The following is a 17780-nucleotide window of genomic DNA, read 5'->3' as shown; positions in this document are numbered from 1 at the left end:
TCATTGACCTCCGGCCATTCTGGTCAGTGGGGCCAGGCCGGAACTCATGGCCCGGTTGATGGTTCCGGAAATCGCGGCACCGCTACCACCACCGTGGCCGGCGCTCATGCCTGGCATGCCGTTGGGATTGGTCACGACGTTGAGGCCTGGCATGCTGCCACCGTTTGTGTTCGGGTTGACGTTGCCGCTGATGGTCGAACCACTGGCCACGCTGGCGAACTCACCGTCGCTCAACTCAGTGTTGGTCATGGTTGTATTGATGCGTTGTGAAGGGTTGGCGTTGACTGTGGTCGGATAGGGGTCTTTGCCCCCGTTCCGGCCAATAGGAATAGGCTGAACATCGCGTTTGAGAGTAATGACGCCATTGCCATCGGCCTGAGCATTCAGGCTGAGTACCGAACCGGCGGCACATCCGATCAGCAGCAGGTATGAAATACCTTTTGAAATGCCTTTGTTGAAAGTCCCCACGGCAGCAATTCCTTCTTTTGTGGGCTGGCCCTAGTCAGCGTTGGGAAGGAGAGAGCGAAAGCTGTGCCGCTTTTGAATTGTTGTGTTAATTCAATGGGTTAGGCTTTTGTGAAAAGTGTGCGATACGCTCAATGTTTCATGCGTGAGACAACCGGGGCGGGGCTTTACCGACTATTCCCGACGCAAAGCTCTAGCACGGGGGTTTGCGCTGATGTGTTTCAACGGTTTAACAAGTACCATGACAAGATGATGAAGAGCGCTGAAACAGCCTGTTTGCGGGCAGATGAGTGTTTCAGGAGTGGACACTTTCCCCCCAAAACAGGGGGGATCACTGGGGAAATCGCCCCAATGAAGGCTCAGCAATCCAGCAGATGGCTCACCGCTTCAATCGCCTGAAACCGCCGTTGTGTCCAGCTTCCCTGAATAATCTGAAACGGCTGGCGGTGTTGTTCGAGCCAGGTCTGGGTCGACGTGAAAAATGCCAGGCGCTCACTCAGTTCGGGCTGGCAACGCTGGCCGTCGTCCGTCCACTCGACCTGCTCCGGTGACAGCAGCAGGTGCAGATCGTAATGGCGGGCCAGCAACGCGGGCTCAAGCCATGCAGGGCAGTCGCCAAACAAGGTGTTGCTCCACAGGATATTGCTCAGCAAATGGGTGTCGAGAATTAAAAGTCGAGGCTGTCGGGAACGTGCTTCATCTTCCCATTGCAACTGGCCACGGGCGATCTCAGCAATATCGTCCAGGCAGGTGTCGCGGGGATTTTGTTCGATGAACCAACGCACGAATTCATCGACTCGCACGCCGCCAAAATGACCTTGTAACTCGGCCGCCAGCCAGCTCTTGCCGCTGGATTCGGGCCCCGTCAGCACCAGCACCTTCATGTGCGTAGCGCCGGGTCGGCCCGCCATTCACGCCAGCCTTGCACTGCCAGCAGCAGGAACAGTGCATAGAGGGCACATGTGATGTACATGCCTTTGTAGATAAACAGCCCGACGAAAACCACATCGACGGCAATCCACAGTGGCCAGCATTGCACGCGTTTTTGCGCCATCCACATCTGTGCAACCAGGCTGAAACCGGTCAGTGCGGCGTCGAGCCAAGGCTGGGCGGCATCGGTCCAGTGCGCCATGGCGGCGCCCAACAGCGCACTGCCCAGCGCGCCGACCGCAAGGCCAAGGGCTACCGACTTGCCATCGAGGCGACTGACCTGCCGACCGGTTTTCGCCTCGCCTGCGCGGGTCCATTGCCACCAGCCATAGAGTTGCAGCGCGGCGTAGATCACTTGCAGGAGCATGTCCGAATACAGCTTTACCTCAAAAAAGATCCAGCTATAAAGCAGCACCATGACCAGACCGATCGGCCAGCACCAGGGGTTCTGTTTGACGGTCAGCCAGACGGCGATTACACCGAGGGCAGCGGCAAACAGTTCAAGCCCGGACATGGAGGTTCCTTGGGAAAGCGAAGTGGGGGCGGATTGTACCGGCAGCCGCCGCCAAGTAGAACCAGCGCTGTAGCAGCTGTCGAGCAGCGCGAGGCTGCGTCCGGGGCCCCACGACGTGTCAGGACAGCCGCGTTCGCAGGTTTACGACGACTTCGTCGCCGCCCGCAGCCTCGCGCTGCTCGACAGTTGCTACAGGGGGGTTACACGCGAAATTGCTTGAGCAACCCGTTCAACTGTTCGCTCAGGTCTTTCAATCGCACACTGGCCACGCTCGATTGTTGCGCCGCCAGCGCGGTGCTGTGGGACAACTGTGCAGCCTGGGTCACGTTCTGATTGATGTCTTCCACCACATGGGCTTGCTGCAACGTCGCACTGGCGATCGATGCGTTCAACCCGTTGAGGTTACGTAATGCCTGGCCGATTGCCGTTAAACTCGCACCGGCCAGCCCGGCCTGTTCAATGGTCAGTTGCGATGCCCGGCTACTGTCGCCGATAACCTTGACCGCCGCTTCCGAGTGGTTTTGCAGGCGCTCGATCATCGACTGGATCTCCGCTGTCGACTTCTGCGTGCGCTGGGCCAGCAGGCGCACTTCATCGGCCACCACCGCAAAACCACGCCCCTGTTCACCGGCCCGCGCGGCCTCGATGGCAGCGTTGAGGGCGAGCAGGTTGGTTTGTTCGGCGATGGAACGGATCACCTCCAGGACGCTGCCGATCTGCGTGCTTTCTGTGGCCAGGGTACGAATCACTTCCACGGCTTGATCGATGGTGCCGGACAGTTTGTCGATCTGCTGCAAGCTTCCGTCAATGTTGATCTGTCCCTGCTGTGCCTGAGATTCGGCATCGCGCATCTCGCTGGCCGCATGCTCGGCGTTCTTGGCCACATCCTGTACGCCGTAGGTCACTTCATTGATCGCTGTGGCCACCAGCTCCATTTGCTGTGATTGCTGCTGACTGCGCTGCTGGGCCTGGGTGGCGTCATTGCCCAAGTCACTGGACGATTGCCCCAGGTCACTGGCGGACACCTGCAATTGGGTAATGACCTGGCGCAACTTGCTGGTAAAGGCATTGAAGTGTCGCGCCAGTTGCGCCACCTCGTCGTTGCCATGGGTTTCTAGGCTGCGGGTCAGGTCACTTTCCCCGCTGGCGATATTGGCCATGGCATTCACCGTTTCCTGGAGCGGACGTACGATACTGCGCGCAATCAGCATGACCAGCAGGGCCATCACCAGGGCAATCACCACGCCGAGGGACGTCGCCTTCCAGACCTGGCCATAAAACTCGGCCTGCATGTCATCGATGTACACGCCCGACCCAATCACCCAGCCCCAGGGTTCGAAGAGTTTGACGTAGGAGGTTTTTTCTACCGGAGCACTGGCACCAGGTTTCGGCCAGCGGTAATTGACCACGCCGGCGCCCTTGGCCTTGGCCACGGCGACCATTTCGTTAAACACCGCGAATCCGTCCGGGTCGCGGATGGCCGACAGGTTCTGACCGTCGAGTTTGGGGTTGGCCGGGTGCATGATCATCACCGGCGTCAGGTCGTTGATCCAGAAGTAGTCATTCTGGTCATAGCGCAACCCGCGAACCGCCATCAGCGCCTGCTTCTGCGCGGCATCGCGGGTGAGGGTGCCCGCAGTCTCCAGGTCATGGTAGTAATTCAGAATGCCGCTGGCGGTCTGCACGACGTGCTGGGTTTTCTGGGCCTTGGCCTGATAAAGGTCGTCGTGAATCTGCTTGAGCATCAGCATGCCCAATATCAGTAGCATCACCACCGACACGATCAAGATGAGCCACAAGCGCCGGCTGATCGACACACTGCGTAAGCTGTTCATAACGCTGTCACTCCGATTTTCTTTTTCTTGTAATAAACGATTGCCAGCATCCAACCACGCTTTGCCGTTCGGGCATATGCGACCCAAGTCCTATTCCGCGGCAGCGTTATAAAGGCATGTCTGCTAGGATTTCGGCCCCGCGCGGAAAAACCTGAATCCTTGCAGCTTTTCACGGAATTTTTACGGTTTCGTCTGGATCCTGTGCGCGCGGAACTTCAACTACGCTCAGCGCAATGAACGTTTTAAGAAAACTAACGGGGCATGCCTGGGGGCATCGCTTCTTGGGGGATTGATGGATCTTTGGACCGCCTTTCAGGCATTGATACTTGGCGTAGTAGAAGGGCTGACGGAGTTTCTGCCCATTTCCAGTACCGGGCACCAAATCATCGTGGCCGACTTGCTCGACTTCGGTGGTGAACGTGCTATCGCGTTCAACATCATTATTCAATTGGGCGCGATCCTGGCGGTGGTGTGGGAATTTCGCCGCAAGATTCTCGATGTGGTCACGGGGTTGCCGACCCAACCGAGCGCTCGCCGATTCACGGCCAATCTGCTGATCGCATTCATGCCAGCCGTGGTGTTGGGGGTGATTTTCTCCGACTTGATTCACCACTACCTGTTCAACCCGATTACTGTCGCCACCGCGCTGGTTGTGGGCGGGATCATCATGTTGTGGGCCGAGAAGCGCCAACACGAAGTGCACGCCGAAACCGTTGACGAGATTACTTGGCAAGATGCGTTGAAAGTCGGTTTCGCTCAGTGCCTGGCAATGATTCCAGGTACATCGCGTTCCGGGTCGACCATCATCGGCGGGTTGCTGTTTGGCCTGTCGCGCAAGACCGCTACCGAGTTCTCGTTTTTCCTGGCGATGCCGACCATGGTCGCTGCGGCGGTGTACTCGGGCTTCAAATACCGTCACCTGTTCGTGCCAGCGGATTTCCCGGTGTTCGCGATTGGTTTCGTCACGGCGTTCATCTTCGCCATGATCGCGGTCCGTGGCTTGCTCAAGTTCATCGCCAGCCACAGCTACGCGGCGTTCGCCTGGTATCGCATCGTGTTCGGCCTGATCATTCTGGCCACTTGGCAATTTGGTTGGGTCGACTGGTCCGCGGCCAAACCATGAGTGACGCCGGCACGCGCCACAACCCCGGGCGCAGGTCCGGGGGCGAGCACATCCAGCATCTACGACTCAAGCTGCTGGTTTTCGCAGCGCTGTGCGCGTTGCCGTTGGCAGGGTCGGTTTTGCTCTGGCTGCGCGGGGTGTCATTGATTCCGCTGGCGGCGTATGGGGGCGTCAGTGTGCTGGCGTTTTTCCTGTACTGGAGTGACAAGCGCAAGGCCCGCGCCGATACCTGGCGCACGCCGGAAAACGTCTTGCATGCGGTCGAACTGGCCGGCGGCTGGCCTGGCGCGTTGCTGGCTCAGCAAGTGTTCCGGCACAAGACTCGCAAAGTCTCGTTTCAGCTGTTGTTCTGGCTGATTGTGCTGTTGCATCAGGTGTTCTGGATCGATCAGCTGTTCCTCGGCGCCCACCTGTTGGCACTGTTTTAAAGCAGCAATCCAACCTGGGTACGCTTGGGCAACTTGCTCACCACCAGTTGGTGGGAACGTTGCAACAAGCCTTGCAGTTCTTCGGCGCCCAGCGGGTAGGGCGTTTGCATGATGATCCACTGGGCTCTCGCCAGATAGGGAGCTGGGTGGATGCCCGGTCGGTCGCAATGCCCCAGAAACAGGTCCTTGTCGACTTTGAAGGCCAGCGATGCGCCACGCAGGTTCTGCAAGGCGAACATCTTGTTTCCTGCAATCGAAAACACCCGCACACCTCCCCATTTATAGTCCTCCCGCGCACCCGGTAGCGCGAGGCAGAACTGCGCGACATCCTGTTCGCTCATACGTCCAGCCTTCATATCAGTCGGTCCCCACAGGCATTGAATGATTCGATCAAATGGTCGAGCCAGGCGCGAACCGCCGGCATCACCCCGCGCCGATGAGGGTAGACCGCTTGTAGCCAGCCGCCAGGCAATGACCAGTCGGGCAGCAATTGGACTAGCGAACCGGCTTCCAGCTCTTGCTCGCAATACATCATGGGCAACAGGGTAAAGCCCTGGCCGGCGAGGGTGCAGGCCTTGCGCACAATGAAGTCATCGATGCCCAATCGCGCTTCCAGGCTCAGCTCGACGCTTTTTCCCTGGAGATCGAGCAGGCGGATATGCACCATGCGGTCGGCTTCGAGGGCGCCCAGCACCGGCAGGTTTCTGAGGTCTTCGGGCTGGTTGATTTCACGTCCGTGCAAAAAATCCGGGGTGGCGACCATGGCCATTTGCGCCTGGCGCAGGCGACGGGTCACCAGCAACGGATCTTCGTCGCCCAGTTCACGCACGCGCAAGGCGACATCGACGCCTTCAGTCACCAGGTCGACCCGGCGATTGAGCAACATGACTTCCAGTTGTACCTGCGGGTATTTGTCCAGAAATCGGGCAATGACCGTCGGCAGCATTTCATGCGCCAGGCCGACGGGACAGGACACCCGCAACCGCCCGCGCGGTTCGCTGGACATGCTGGCGACCGCTTCATCGGCCATTTCGGCTTCCAGCAGCATCGCCTGACAGTGGCGCAAGTAACGCTCGCCCACCGCCGTCAGCTTGAGTTGCCGAGTGGTGCGTTGCAGCAGGCGCGCGCCCAGGCGTTCTTCCAGCTCGGCAATCCGGCGCGACAAGCGGGATTTGGGAATCCCGAGCACGCGACCTGCCGCCGCGAAGCCGCCGGCTTCAACCACCTTGGCAAAATAGTAGAGATCATTGAGATCTTGCATGACAGTTGCTCGACTGTTCTATCAGTGGGACGAACTATCGCATTGTTGCAGTCTAATCAGCTATTGGTTTCGCCTGTAGGATTCTCTCCATCAGATCGCCCCGTGGCGATCCTCACCTGGAGATCCCACATGAAACTGTTGCATATCGATTCGAGCATTCTTGGTGACAACTCGGCTTCCCGTCTGCTGAGCAGCGAAGTCGTTAAAGCCTGGCAAACTGCAGAGCCAAACGCCGTGGTTACCTACCGCGACCTGGCGGCTGATGCCATCAGCCATTTCTCCGCCACGACCCTGGTCGCCGCCGGTACTACCGCTGAACTGCGCAACGCCGCGCAACAGCACGAAGCCGAGCTGAGCGCCAAGACCCTGGCCGAATTCCTCGCCGCAGATGCCGTCGTGATCGCCGCGCCGATGTACAACTTCACCATTCCGACCCAACTCAAGGCCTGGATCGATCGCATCGCCGTTGCCGGTCAGACCTTCCGTTACACCGAAGTCGGCCCTGAAGGCCTGTGCGGTGGCAAGAAAGTCGTGATCGTTTCCACTTCCGGTGGCATGCATGCCGGTCAAGCCACGGGTGTGGCTCACGAAGAGTACTTGAAAGTGCTGTTCGGCTTCATCGGCATCACCGACATCGAGTTCGTCCGCGCCCACGGCCTGGCCTACGGTGACGAAGTTCGCACCAAAGCCATGAGCGATGCTCAAGCGCAAATCAGCGAGCAATTGTTCGCCGCCGCGTAAGGCTTGCGTAAAGGCAGCAAACTGCTAGGGCAATACCCCAAAAAACTCTGTATTCTGGCCACGCAAGTGCCAGATACGGAGTTTTTTGTTTCTGGCCGTTTCAGGTTGTGGCCCAGGTTATGCAATAACGGGTTAACGTTCCCGTTCTGCAATGACCTTGTTGGCCGCAAATGCTGGTACAAGGCCGCTGCCTCGATGATCCGAGGAGAACGGGCTTTCCGGTCAAGTAACAAAATGGTGGGGCATCCTTATGGTGCGTCTTTGTGCAACGTTACTGTTTTGCCTGCTCAGCAGCCTGAATTCAGTGCACGCCGCGCCTGCGCCACATCCTCACTGGAGCGTCGGCTTCCATGAGATGAGTTTTCTCGACCCCCTCGATTTGCAACCGATGCACGCCATCGCGTTCTATCCCTCCAGTGACAGGGAGCACACCAGTAAAATCGAGGGTTACACCGTCGAAGCCGGCGAAGACAGCGCTGTTGCCATCGGGCGCTTCCCGATGCTGATGCTGTCCCACGGCAACACCGGAACCCCGCTGGCCCTGCACGACCTCGCCACCTCGCTGGCGCGCAAAGGCTTTGTGGTGGTCGCGGTGATCCATCCTGGCGACAACTCCAAAGACCACAGCCGCCTCGGTACGCTGAGTAACCTTTACGGCCGACCCATCCAGATTTCCGAAGCCATCACCGCTACCTTGGGTGATCGCATGCTCGCGCCATTCGTCAATGCCAATCAGGTCGGGGTGATTGGCTATTCGGCGGGCGGTGAGACGGCGTTGATCCTGTCCGGTGCCACGCCTGACCTGGATCGTCTGCGTCGGTATTGCGAGGAACGCCCGGACGACCGCGATGCCTGCAACACCAAGGGTGAATTGATCGTCGACCGCGATGACCTTCAACCCGTGGCCGACCCGCGCGTGCATGCGTTGCTATTGATGGCGCCGCTGAGCTTGAAGTTCGGCCGTCACACCCTGGCCGATGTGCATGTGCCGGTGCTGCTTTACAGCGGCGACGGCGACAAACTGGTCGCGTTCGACAAGAACGCAGCGGCGCTTGCGCGCAAGTTGCCGATTGCCCCCGACTTCAAGTTGTTGGCCGGCGCGGGGCATTTCGTGTTCATGGCCCCGTGCAACGAAGAGCAGATCATTGCCATGCCAGCACTGTGTACCGACGCCGATGGGGTCGACCGCGAAGGCATCCATCGCGACATGATTTCCGAAGCCGGGCGTTTCTTCTCCCGCACCCTGGGCATCGCAACCCGCGCAGGTCTGCAAACCGCGGATCAGTGAACACCGCAACCCCTGTAGCAGCTGGCGAAGCCTGCGTCCGGCTGCGTAGCAGTCGCAAACCCTGACAACGCGGTCTACCTGAAACACCTTAGCGGCTGATTTTACGACTGCTACGCAGCCGGACGCAGGCTTCGCCAGCTGCTACAGGATTGAGTGTTGGCTAGGCCATTGCACGGCGTTTGAGTAGCAGCGTTAGACCCAACCCGGTTACCGACAACAACGCCGCGCTAAAGAATATCCACGTATACCCTAGGTTCAACGCCACCGCGCCCATCAGTGGCCCGGCAATCGCCAGTGCCAAATCAAAAAACACCGCGTAAGCACTCAGGCCCGCGCCGCGACTGGAATTGGGGACTTGCTTGATCGCCTCGACGCCGAGCGCCGGGTAAACCAGCGACAAGCCAAAACCGGTCAGGCCCGCGCCGATCAGCGCATAACCCGTCGAAGGCGCCAGCCACAGCAGCACCAGGCCCACGGTTTCAATGCACATGCAGGCAATGGCCGAAGTGAATCCACCGAACCGGCTGATGCTGGAGATGAACAACAGACGCGCCAGAATAAAGCAGACGCCGAATACGGTCAGGCAATACGCGGCACCGGCCCAACCACGGCTGACGTAGTACAAGGTAATAAAAGTGGTGAGCGTGCCATAACCGATGGACGCCAGGCTCAGGCTTGCACCAAACGGCGCAATGCGCCCGAACACCGCCCAGAAGGGCAGCCGCTCACCGCGAACCACCGGCACCGACGGTTTGTTACGGATCAGCAGCAACGCGCCCAGCGCCAGCAGCGACAGTGCGATCCCCAGACTGGCGAAACCATAGTCGGCGACCATCACCACACCCAGTGGCGCACCGATGGCAATGGCGCCGTACGACGCGATGCCGTTCCAGGAAATGGAACGGGCGGTGTGCTCTGCGCCGACCTGGCCCATGCACCAACTGATGGTGCCGACGCCGATCAAGCCTTGGGCGATCCCGAGCAGCAAACGGCCGGCAATCAGGATCAACAGGCTCAGCAGCGGCATGCTCTGCAGCAACGTCGAAATCAGCGTCAACACGCCGCTCAGCACTATCCCCGACAACCCGTAGACAATCGCCCGCTTGGTGCCAATGCTGTCCGACATGCGCCCGGCCATCGGGCGGCTGAGCAAGGTGGCCAGGTATTGCGAGCCAATGGTCAGCCCCGCGATGATCGCGCTGAAACCCAGTTGTTCATGGACATACCCCGGCAACACCGCAATCGGCAGACCGATGCAGAGGAAGGCAATAAAGGTATAAAAAACGATAGAGACGATCTGCAGGGTGATCGTCAGGGAGCTTTGCGGGGGCAACTGCTGCGCAGACATGAGGGCTCGTTCGCGGGCGGCGGTGGGAGAGCTGCATCATGGCGTGGGCTTGAAATAAAAGAAAGCAGGCTAACTATTTTGTTGTGGCGATGATCGTTCCCACGCTCTGCGTGGGAATGCCTCAACGGACGCTCCACGTTCGGTTCCGGAAGGGACGCGGAGCATCCCGGGCTGCATTCCCACGCGGAGCGTGGGAACAATCGATGAAATGCAAAAAGCCCCGTCACAAGGACAGGGCTTTCAGTTGAAGCAGGGCAGCTATTTAGAACACTACACCCTGGCTGCGCAGGTAATCGTCATAGGTGCCGCTGAAATCGATCACGCCGCTAGGGCTGAGTTCGATAATGCGGGTGGCCAACGACGATACGAACTCACGGTCGTGGCTGACGAAGATCAGCGTGCCCGGGTAGTTTTCCAGCGCCAGGTTCAGCGCCTCGATGGATTCCATGTCCAAGTGGTTGGTCGGTTCGTCCATGATCAGCACGTTCGGCTTTTGCAGGATCAGTTTGCCGAACAGCATGCGGCCTTGCTCACCACCGGAAATGACCTTGACCGACTTGAGGATCTCGTCGTTGGAGAACAGCATGCGCCCCAGGGTGCCGCGAACGATTTGCTCGCCGCCCTGAGTCCACTGGCCCATCCAGTCGAACAGGTTGCAGTCGTCTTCGAAGTCGTGTGCGTGGTCCTGGGCGTAGTAGCCCAGCTCGGCGGCGTCGGTCCATTTTACGGTGCCGGCATCCGGGGTCAGTTCGTTGACCAGGGTGCGCAGCAGGGTGGTTTTACCGATACCGTTCGGGCCGATGATCGCTACGCGCTCGCCCGCTTCAACCTGGAAGCTGAAGTCCTTGAACAGGGGCTTGCCGTCGAAGCCTTTGGCCATGCGCTCGACGATGACCGCCTGACGGTGCAGCTTCTTGGTTTGTTCGAAACGGATGAACGGGCTCACACGGCTCGAAGGCTTGACCTCGGCCAGCTGGATCTTGTCGATTGCCTTGGCGCGGGAGGTGGCCTGCTTGGCTTTCGAGGCGTTGGCCGAGAAGCGGCTGACGAACGATTGCAGTTCCGAGATCTGCGCCTTCTTCTTGGCGTTGTCCGACAGCAGTTGCTCGCGGGACTGGGTCGCTACGGTCATGTACTCGTCGTAGTTGCCCGGGAACAGACGCAACTCGCCGTAATCCAGGTCAGCCATGTGGGTGCACACGCTGTTCAGGAAGTGACGGTCGTGAGAGATGATGATCATCAGGCTGGAGCGCTGGGTCAGAATGTTTTCCAGCCAGCGGATGGTGTTGATGTCCAGGTGGTTGGTCGGTTCGTCGAGCAACAGCACTTCAGGATCGGAGAACAGCGCCTGAGCCAGCAATACACGCAGTTTCCAGCCTGGGGAAACCTCGCTCATCGGGCCAAAGTGTTGCTCGATGCCGATACCCAGGCCCAGCAACAGCTCGCCGGCACGGGATTCGGCGGTGTAGCCGTCCATTTCGGCGAATTCGGTTTCCAGCTCGGCCACGGCCATGCCGTCTTCTTCGGTCATTTCCGGCAGCGAGTAGATGCGATCGCGCTCGGCCTTGACCTTCCACAGCTCTTCGTGACCCATGATCACGGTATCGATCACGGTGAATTCTTCGTAGGCGAACTGGTCCTGGCGCAATTTACCCAGACGCACGTTCGGCTCGAGCATGACCTGGCCGCCGGACGGCTCGAGGTCGCCACCGAGGATTTTCATGAAAGTCGACTTGCCGCAACCGTTGGCGCCGATCAGGCCGTAGCGGTTGCCCGCGCCGAACTTGACCGAAACGTTTTCGAATAGCGGCTTGGCGCCGAACTGCATCGTGATGTTAGCTGTAGAGATCAAAGGTTTTTCCTGCGAAGCATTCAGAGTAGCTAGGGTTGCGGCAGTACCGATTCAGTACCCGTTTCCGGTATTCAAACCACGGGAAATGCATCCCGGTCAGAAGCGGAAGGTCCATCTGGCAATAAGTGGACAGCAGCATATGGAGCGCTTGGCCCGAGTCGAAGTGCGCTGAGACGGGGTTCATTCCCGTCATCAACCAAGGGGGGCGCGTAATGTTTGGCGGCGATTGTACTGGTCTGGCTCTTTAAACGATAGGGCGTTGAGCCCGCTCGATCGCATTGACGGTATCCACCAACAGATTTTCACCGCTGGAAGCTAACTTTTTGTGACGACCAGCGGCTAAAATGCAATTTTTCAACACGATAACGACAGCCGGTACATGCCTGGCGACGATGCTACCAGGGCCGCCGTTTCGTTTTCACGTCCAACGTGTGATGGTTATTGTGAAACTGATCATTGCCTTTATTTACCTGGTCTCCATTGCATACGTGCACTTGCGTGGGCGCGTGCGCCATAGGTTGGGTCGCCAGTTGAGTGATCACTCTTCGTTTCTGGCGCCACTCAATTGCTTCTTGTATCTGTTTTCGAAAATCCCCACCAAACCGTATCTGGATCCAGCTGATTTTCCGGATTTGAGCCCGTTGCAGGCGCATTGGCAAGACATCCGCGCTGAAGGCCAGAACCTGTTGAAAGCCGGCGAAATCAAACGCTCTGATCAATACAACGACGTCGGCTTCAACTCGTTCTTCAAATCGGGCTGGAAACGTTTTTACCTGAAATGGTACGGCGACAGCCATCCTTCGGCGATGAAGCTCTGCCCGCGCACCACTGAATTGGTCCAAGGCATCGCTTCGATCAAGGCCGCGATGTTCGCAGAACTGCCACCGGGTTCCAGGCTGGTCCGTCATCGCGATCCTTATGCCGGTTCCTACCGTTATCACTTGGGCCTGGAAACGCCGAACGAAGAAGGTTGCTACATCAATGTCGACGGCCAGAACTACCATTGGCGCGATGGCGAAGCGGTGATGTTCGACGAAACCTTCATTCATTACGCCGAAAACACCACGCAGCAAAACCGCATCATCCTGTTTTGCGACATCGAGCGCCCGATGAAGTATCGCTGGGCGGCAGTGTTCAACGACTGGTTTAGCCGGACCGTGATGTCGGCGGCCGGTGCGCCAAACGATGCGGGTGACAGGACCGGCGGCATCAACCGCCTGTTCACCCGGATCTACAAAATCCGCCTGCGTGGCAAAGCGCTGAAAAAGCGCAACCGCAAGCGCTACTACCTGGAAAAGTGGGCGATCTTTGCCGGGTTGCTCGTGCTGATTTTTCTGATCTGAAGGCCTGGCTAACCACGAGAAGTCCTAGTGGCTTTTTTCGGTGCCGTCGGTTTGGCTTTGGCGCTGCCCTTGCTTCCCAGGCTACGTTTAAGCAATTCGGTCAGATCAATCACATCCGCTGTTTTGCGCGCCTCTTCACCGGTCGCTGTCTCGACATCCTCGATCTTGCCTTCATTGGCCTTTTTCTCGACCAGCGCCATGATCTTGTCTTCGAAGCTGTCGCGGTAGTCCTCAGGTTTCCAGTCGGCGCTCATGTCTTGCACCAGGCGTTTGGCCATATCGAGTTCACCCTTGGCCAGTTCCGGCTTGGTCACCTCGTTGCCCAGTTCAAGCGTATCGAGGCTGCGCACTTCGGCGGGCCAACGCAACATCACCAATACCATTGAAGACTCCAGCGGCATCAACGCCGCCAGGTGCTGACGTGTGTGCAGCACTACATGGGCGAGGGCGACTTTATTGGTTTTGCTCAACGTTTCGCGCAACAGCGCGTACACCTTGCCACCGCGTTTATCAGGGGCGAGGTAGTAGGGCGTATCGATGTTTTGCAGGGGGATCTGCTCACTGTCGACAAAGGAAAAGATGTCGATGGTTTGGGTGGATAAAGGGTGCGCCGATTTGATTTCCTCTTCGCTGAGGACCACGTACCGACCTTTTTCGTATTGCAAACCTTTGACGATGTGCTCCTTGGTGACTTCTTTGCCGGTGACCTTGTTCACACGCTTGTACCCGACCGGCTCCATGCTGCGGCTGTCGAGCCAGTCGAAATCCACCCCTTGGGAGGATGTCGCCGAGACCAGCGCCACAGGGATATGCACCAGCCCGAAACTGATTGCGCCTTTCCAGATTGCCCGTGCCATGGTCGTCTTCCCGAAAGTGATAATCAGGTGACCGGCGGCCTCACGCAAAAGTTTCAGCCGGTTGTGTGGCCCTGGCCTGGCGGCGTAGTCAACTCGTGTTACACCTTGTGAAGGAGGTTTTAGTTAACAAATCCGAACCTCGGGCGTAGCGTGCTATCGAAGACACTATCCACGTCGAGAGGCTCCCTCCATGAACAGATATGTGCTCGGCTGCACCACCCTGACGCTGAGTTGTTTGCTGAGCAGTCTGGCGAACGCATCGCCAGTGCAATCGTCATCATTGCTCCTGGCGCAAAGCCCGACGGGGGCTTCCAGCAATCCCTATAACAGCCCGATTCGCCGAGCCAACCCGAACAGCATGCAAGGCTCGCAATCCAGTGCCCCGGCCATTCGCGGGCCAAACACCATGCCGGTGCCACGGCCTCCGACCCTGGATAACGGCGGCATCGGCAACCGTTATCCTTCGACCCCATCAACGCCCTCCAGCCCGCCGACATTCATTCCCAATCCACCTCCGCGCGATACAGGCACCAGTAACCGTTGAACCGGAACGATAAAAAAGGAAGCGTGCATGTTGCGTAAAACCCTACTGGCCACCTTGTGCGTCAGCGCCCTCATCACCGCTGCGGCCCCCGTGTTCGCGGCCACGACTCAGGATCTGCAAAGCGAGCAGGGCACCCTGGAAGTCACCACGCTCGCCAAGGGGCTGGAGCATCCATGGTCGCTGGCATTCCTGCCGGATCGCACGGGCATGCTGGTGACCGAGCGGCCCGGTCATCTGCGCGTCGTCAGCGTTGACGGGAAAATCTCCGACCCGATTGATGGTGTACCGAAGGTCTGGGCCAAAGGCCAGGGCGGCTTGCTGGATGTGGTGCTGTCCCCCGACTTCAAGCAAGACCGCACGGTTTACCTGTCGTATGCCGAAGGGGGTGGGGCGGGGGACAAGGCTGGCACGGCGGTAGGCCGGGGGCAATTGTCCGAAGACCTGAAAACCCTGAGGAATTTCCAGGTGATCTTCCGCCAGGAGCCGAAGCTTTCTGTCGGCAACCACTTCGGTTCACGATTGGTGTTCGACCGTGATGGCTATCTGTTCATCACGCTCGGTGAAAACAATGACCGGCCAACGGCTCAGGACCTCGACAAGCTGCAAGGCAAAGTCGTACGGATTTACCCGGACGGCAAAGTGCCGGACGACAATCCCTTTGTCGGTCAGGCAGGCGTACGTCCGGAAATCTGGTCCTATGGCCAGCGTAACCCGCAAGGCGCAGCGCTCAATCCATGGACCGGCGTTCTCTGGGAGAACGAACACGGACCTCAGGGCGGTGATGAATTGAACATCATCGAACGCGGGAAAAACTACGGCTGGCCGCTGGCAACCCACGGCATCAACTATTCGGGCCAGCCGATCCCCGAAGCCAAAGGCAAGTCCGCCGAAGGCACGGTGGCGCCTCATCATGTCTGGGAGAAGTCCCCGGGGTTGAGCGGACTGGCGTTCTACGACAGTGATCGATTCAAGGCCTGGCAGCACAACGCGTTCATCGGGGCGCTGGTCAGCCAGGAACTGATTCGCTTGCAGTTCGATGGCGACAAAGTGGTTCACGAAGAGCGATTGCTCGGTGAACTCAAGGCGCGAATCCGCGATGTGCGCCAAGGCCCGGATGGGTACTTGTATGTGTTGACCGATGAGGACAATGGCGCGCTGTACAAGGTGGGCCTGAAATAACCCCGGTGGTCGCACCGGCCCCTGTAGCAGCTGGCGCAGCCTGCGCCGGCCGGTCCGTGCTCGGGCGCAGCAGTCCTACAATCATCCAGACGAAAATTGGCCATTGACTTGCCATCAACCCAAGGCTAATTTCCAGCCATGACTTCCACCGTATTGCGCTGCCAGCCAAGCATTATTACCGCCATTCCTTATCTGGCGGGCTAGCTCACGACTGCAGCACCCAACCCGCCCTAGAGGCGGGTTTTTACTTTCTGTCTCTCGGGCCCCGAACAACGCCAGGAGACGACCATGACCAGCACGCACGCCCAACAGACCTTGCTTGAGCACTATGTAAAAAAGATCCTCGCCGCGCCGGTGTACGAACTGGCGGTGCGCACGCCGTTGCAAGCGGCACCGGGGTTGTCCGAAGCCTTGGGCAATCAGGTCCTGCTCAAGCGCGAGGATTTGCAACCGACGTTCTCCTTCAAGATCCGGGGCGCCTACAACAAACTGGTTCAGCTCAGTGATGAGCAAAAAGCGCGTGGCGTGATCACCGCCTCGGCAGGCAATCATGCGCAAGGTGTGGCGCTGGCAGCGCGGGAGTTGGGGATTGCCGCGACCATCGTCATGCCGTGCACCACGCCGGAACTGAAAGTGCTCGGGGTTCGCAGTCGTGGGGCAGAGGCGGTGTTGCACGGTGAGAGTTTTCCGTTCGCCCTCGATCATGCGCTGGGCCTGGCCGAGCAAACCGGTCGCACCTTTGTTTCGCCCTTCGACGACCCGGATGTCATTGCCGGGCAAGGCACGGTGGCGATGGAGATCCTGCGCCAGCATCAAGGCCCGTTGGATGCGATCTTTGTTCCGGTGGGCGGTGGAGGTTTAATCGCCGGCATCGCCGCGTACGTCAAATACCTGCGCCCTGAAGTGCGCATCATCGGCGTCGAGTCAGAACATTCGGCGTGTCTGGCCGCTGCACTGCAAGCAGATGAGCGAGTGGTCCTGCCGAATGTCGGCACCTTCGCCGAAGGCGTGGCGGTGGCACAGATCGGCGCCTATGGCTTCGAAGTCTGCCGATTTTGCGTCGATGAGGTGATGACGGTCAGCAATGACGAACTCTGCGCCGCGATCAAGAACATCTACGACGATACCCGCTCGATCACCGAACCGTCCGGCGCGCTGGCCGTCGCCGGGATCAAGAAGTACGTGGCGCAAACCGGTGCCCGGGGTCAAACGCTGGTGGCGATCGACTCGGGGGCCAACATCAACTTCGACAGTTTGCGCCACGTGGCCGAGCGTGCGGCATTGAGTGCCACACCGGCGTGAGGCCGGGTGTGGTTACTCCTGAACGGCGTTCTCGACCCTGCTCGACGCCGACCAGATCCGATAGCGGACTTCGATGTCTTTCGGCACGTAAAGCACGATCGGCAGCTTGCTGTTGTAACGCAACATGAAGCCGTCACCGACCACCGGCACGAAGTCTTTTTTGCTCTTGCCGTCAGGGCAGGCCATCAACGTGCTCATCGGCCCGATGACGTTTTCCAGTCGGTAGAACGGGTACCCCCAGCCTTCAAGGTTTTTTTCCTCAAGCATCCCGCCCAGGCGTTGGCGATTGCAGTCCACGGTCAGGGTTTTGCCGGCGAGGATTTCAACCTGAAAGTCGTCCTCTTTGGCTTGCGGGGCGAGGTGAATGACCTGGCGGGTAAAACCGCTTTCGGGTTTTGGAAAGGGAGCGACGGTTTCAAGCTTCGCGGCATGTGCCACGGTTGACAGTCCGGCAACGATTAGCCCGACAGCCGAAGTGAACGTCAAAGAACCCATGATGCCTCCTTGCTGGTGATGAAGTACGTGGCGGCATTCTTACTGCGCGCAAGGGTTAATGCAAACCCGTGGCGGCTTGTGTGCAGATTGCATGAGCGCTCAAGGTGCTTCTTGCGAATTGCACGGCAGTTTTTATAAGCCCTGGCGCTAAATCATTGATTTACCGATGAGCTGCACGGCGAAATTCGAGGCATGTTTTATGCTTCAGCTGTTCTTAAGCTGGCCGGGATGACACATGAGTCAGCGTCGATCGTTATTGGCAGTCTCACAAAGGA

Annotated in this window: 17 protein-coding genes and 1 pseudogene; 8 read left to right on the top strand and 10 right to left on the bottom strand. The window is 58.7% G+C overall.

Annotated elements, in window-relative coordinates:
• From C7534_RS21665 to C7534_RS21650, 4 genes are all read right to left on the bottom strand, one after another.
• Entirely contained in the window at positions 1 to 468 is a 468-nt protein-coding gene (locus C7534_RS21665; protein ID WP_109786986.1) for a hypothetical protein, read from the bottom strand.
• Between the two features lie 356 nt (positions 469 to 824).
• On the bottom strand, positions 825 to 1349 hold the full coding sequence (locus C7534_RS21660) for an AAA family ATPase (RefSeq protein WP_109786985.1): 525 nt from the start codon (positions 1347 to 1349) through the stop codon (positions 825 to 827).
• The gene (gene pnuC / locus C7534_RS21655; RefSeq protein WP_046033103.1) at positions 1346 to 1909 is read right to left on the bottom strand and encodes a nicotinamide riboside transporter PnuC; all 564 of its coding nucleotides are present in this window, start codon (positions 1907 to 1909) and stop codon (positions 1346 to 1348) included. The genes C7534_RS21660 and pnuC overlap by 4 nt, the downstream gene beginning before the upstream one ends.
• A 200-nt stretch (positions 1910 to 2109) precedes the next feature.
• On the bottom strand, positions 2110 to 3744 hold the full coding sequence (locus C7534_RS21650; RefSeq protein WP_109786984.1) for a methyl-accepting chemotaxis protein: 1635 nt from the start codon (positions 3742 to 3744) through the stop codon (positions 2110 to 2112).
• Positions 3745 to 4036: 292 nt separating this feature from the next.
• On the opposite strand from C7534_RS21650, the gene C7534_RS21645 reads away from it, so the two are divergent.
• Together C7534_RS21645 and C7534_RS21640 are read left to right on the top strand one after the other, a co-directional pair.
• Positions 4037 to 4867, top strand: coding sequence for an undecaprenyl-diphosphate phosphatase (locus tag C7534_RS21645; RefSeq protein ID WP_077432119.1), 831 nt, complete (start codon positions 4037 to 4039; stop codon positions 4865 to 4867).
• Positions 4864 to 5295 carry a DUF1294 domain-containing protein gene (locus C7534_RS21640; RefSeq protein ID WP_046033106.1) on the top strand — a complete coding sequence of 144 codons (432 nt, stop codon included), beginning with the start codon at positions 4864 to 4866 and terminating at the stop codon, positions 5293 to 5295. Before C7534_RS21645 ends, C7534_RS21640 begins: the two co-directional genes overlap by 4 nt.
• Here the strand turns inward: C7534_RS21640 and C7534_RS21635 are convergent.
• Both C7534_RS21635 and C7534_RS21630 read right to left on the bottom strand, forming a co-directional pair.
• A complete protein-coding gene (locus C7534_RS21635) occupies positions 5292 to 5651 on the bottom strand; it encodes an MmcQ/YjbR family DNA-binding protein (protein ID WP_109786983.1) in 360 nt (119 codons plus the stop codon). The two genes, C7534_RS21640 and C7534_RS21635, sit on opposite strands and share 4 nt — an antisense overlap.
• The gene (locus C7534_RS21630) at positions 5648 to 6556 is read right to left on the bottom strand and encodes a LysR substrate-binding domain-containing protein (RefSeq protein ID WP_046033108.1); all 909 of its coding nucleotides are present in this window, start codon (positions 6554 to 6556) and stop codon (positions 5648 to 5650) included. Before C7534_RS21630 ends, C7534_RS21635 begins: the two co-directional genes overlap by 4 nt.
• Before the next feature lie 129 nt (positions 6557 to 6685).
• Here C7534_RS21630 and C7534_RS21625 point away from each other — a divergent pair, with 129 nt between their 5' ends.
• Together C7534_RS21625 and C7534_RS21620 are read left to right on the top strand one after the other, a co-directional pair.
• Positions 6686 to 7297, top strand: coding sequence for an FMN-dependent NADH-azoreductase (locus C7534_RS21625; protein WP_109786982.1), 612 nt, complete (start codon positions 6686 to 6688; stop codon positions 7295 to 7297).
• Between the two features lie 250 nt (positions 7298 to 7547).
• Complete coding sequence (locus tag C7534_RS21620) at positions 7548 to 8585, top strand: alpha/beta hydrolase family protein (protein WP_109786981.1); 1038 nt, start codon at positions 7548 to 7550, stop codon at positions 8583 to 8585.
• A gap of 160 nt (positions 8586 to 8745) precedes the next feature.
• On the opposite strand, the gene C7534_RS21615 is transcribed toward C7534_RS21620, so the two are convergent.
• On the bottom strand, positions 8746 to 9933 hold the full coding sequence (locus tag C7534_RS21615) for an MFS transporter (protein ID WP_109786980.1): 1188 nt from the start codon (positions 9931 to 9933) through the stop codon (positions 8746 to 8748).
• A gap of 262 nt (positions 9934 to 10195) precedes the next feature.
• Positions 10196 to 11785, bottom strand: coding sequence for an ABC-F family ATPase (locus C7534_RS21610; protein WP_010460520.1), 1590 nt, complete (start codon positions 11783 to 11785; stop codon positions 10196 to 10198).
• A 443-nt stretch (positions 11786 to 12228) separates the two neighbouring features.
• Here C7534_RS21610 and lpxO point away from each other — a divergent pair, with 443 nt between their 5' ends.
• Complete coding sequence (gene lpxO / locus C7534_RS21605) at positions 12229 to 13128, top strand: lipid A hydroxylase LpxO (RefSeq protein WP_109787003.1); 900 nt, start codon at positions 12229 to 12231, stop codon at positions 13126 to 13128.
• A gap of 8 nt (positions 13129 to 13136) precedes the next feature.
• Here the strand turns inward: lpxO and ku are convergent, their stop codons facing one another.
• The gene (gene ku, locus C7534_RS21600) at positions 13137 to 13985 is read right to left on the bottom strand and encodes a non-homologous end joining protein Ku (RefSeq protein ID WP_109786979.1); all 849 of its coding nucleotides are present in this window, start codon (positions 13983 to 13985) and stop codon (positions 13137 to 13139) included.
• A gap of 190 nt (positions 13986 to 14175) precedes the next feature.
• Here ku and C7534_RS21595 point away from each other — a divergent pair, with 190 nt between their 5' ends.
• From C7534_RS21595 to ilvA, 3 genes and pseudogenes are all read left to right on the top strand, one after another.
• Complete coding sequence (locus tag C7534_RS21595; protein WP_109786978.1) at positions 14176 to 14529, top strand: hypothetical protein; 354 nt, start codon at positions 14176 to 14178, stop codon at positions 14527 to 14529.
• A 27-nt stretch (positions 14530 to 14556) separates the two neighbouring features.
• Entirely contained in the window at positions 14557 to 15708 is a 1152-nt protein-coding gene (locus C7534_RS21590) for a PQQ-dependent sugar dehydrogenase (protein ID WP_109786977.1), read from the top strand.
• A 288-nt stretch (positions 15709 to 15996) separates the two neighbouring features.
• A pseudogene (ilvA, locus tag C7534_RS21585) lies at positions 15997 to 16992 on the top strand (threonine ammonia-lyase, biosynthetic); the annotation flags it as partial.
• 30 nt (positions 16993 to 17022) lie between these two features.
• Here ilvA and eco read toward each other — a convergent pair.
• Positions 17023 to 17505: a serine protease inhibitor ecotin gene (gene eco / locus C7534_RS21580; protein WP_109786975.1), complete on the bottom strand. Its 483-nt coding sequence runs from the start codon at positions 17503 to 17505 to the stop codon at positions 17023 to 17025.
• Between the last annotated feature and the right edge of the window lie 275 nt (positions 17506 to 17780).

Origin of the sequence: Pseudomonas sp. OV226 (assembly GCF_003148705.1) — a bacterium.
Classification (GTDB): Bacteria; Pseudomonadota; Gammaproteobacteria; order Pseudomonadales; family Pseudomonadaceae; genus Aquipseudomonas.
This window is presented reverse-complemented; position numbering and strand designations above follow the sequence as displayed.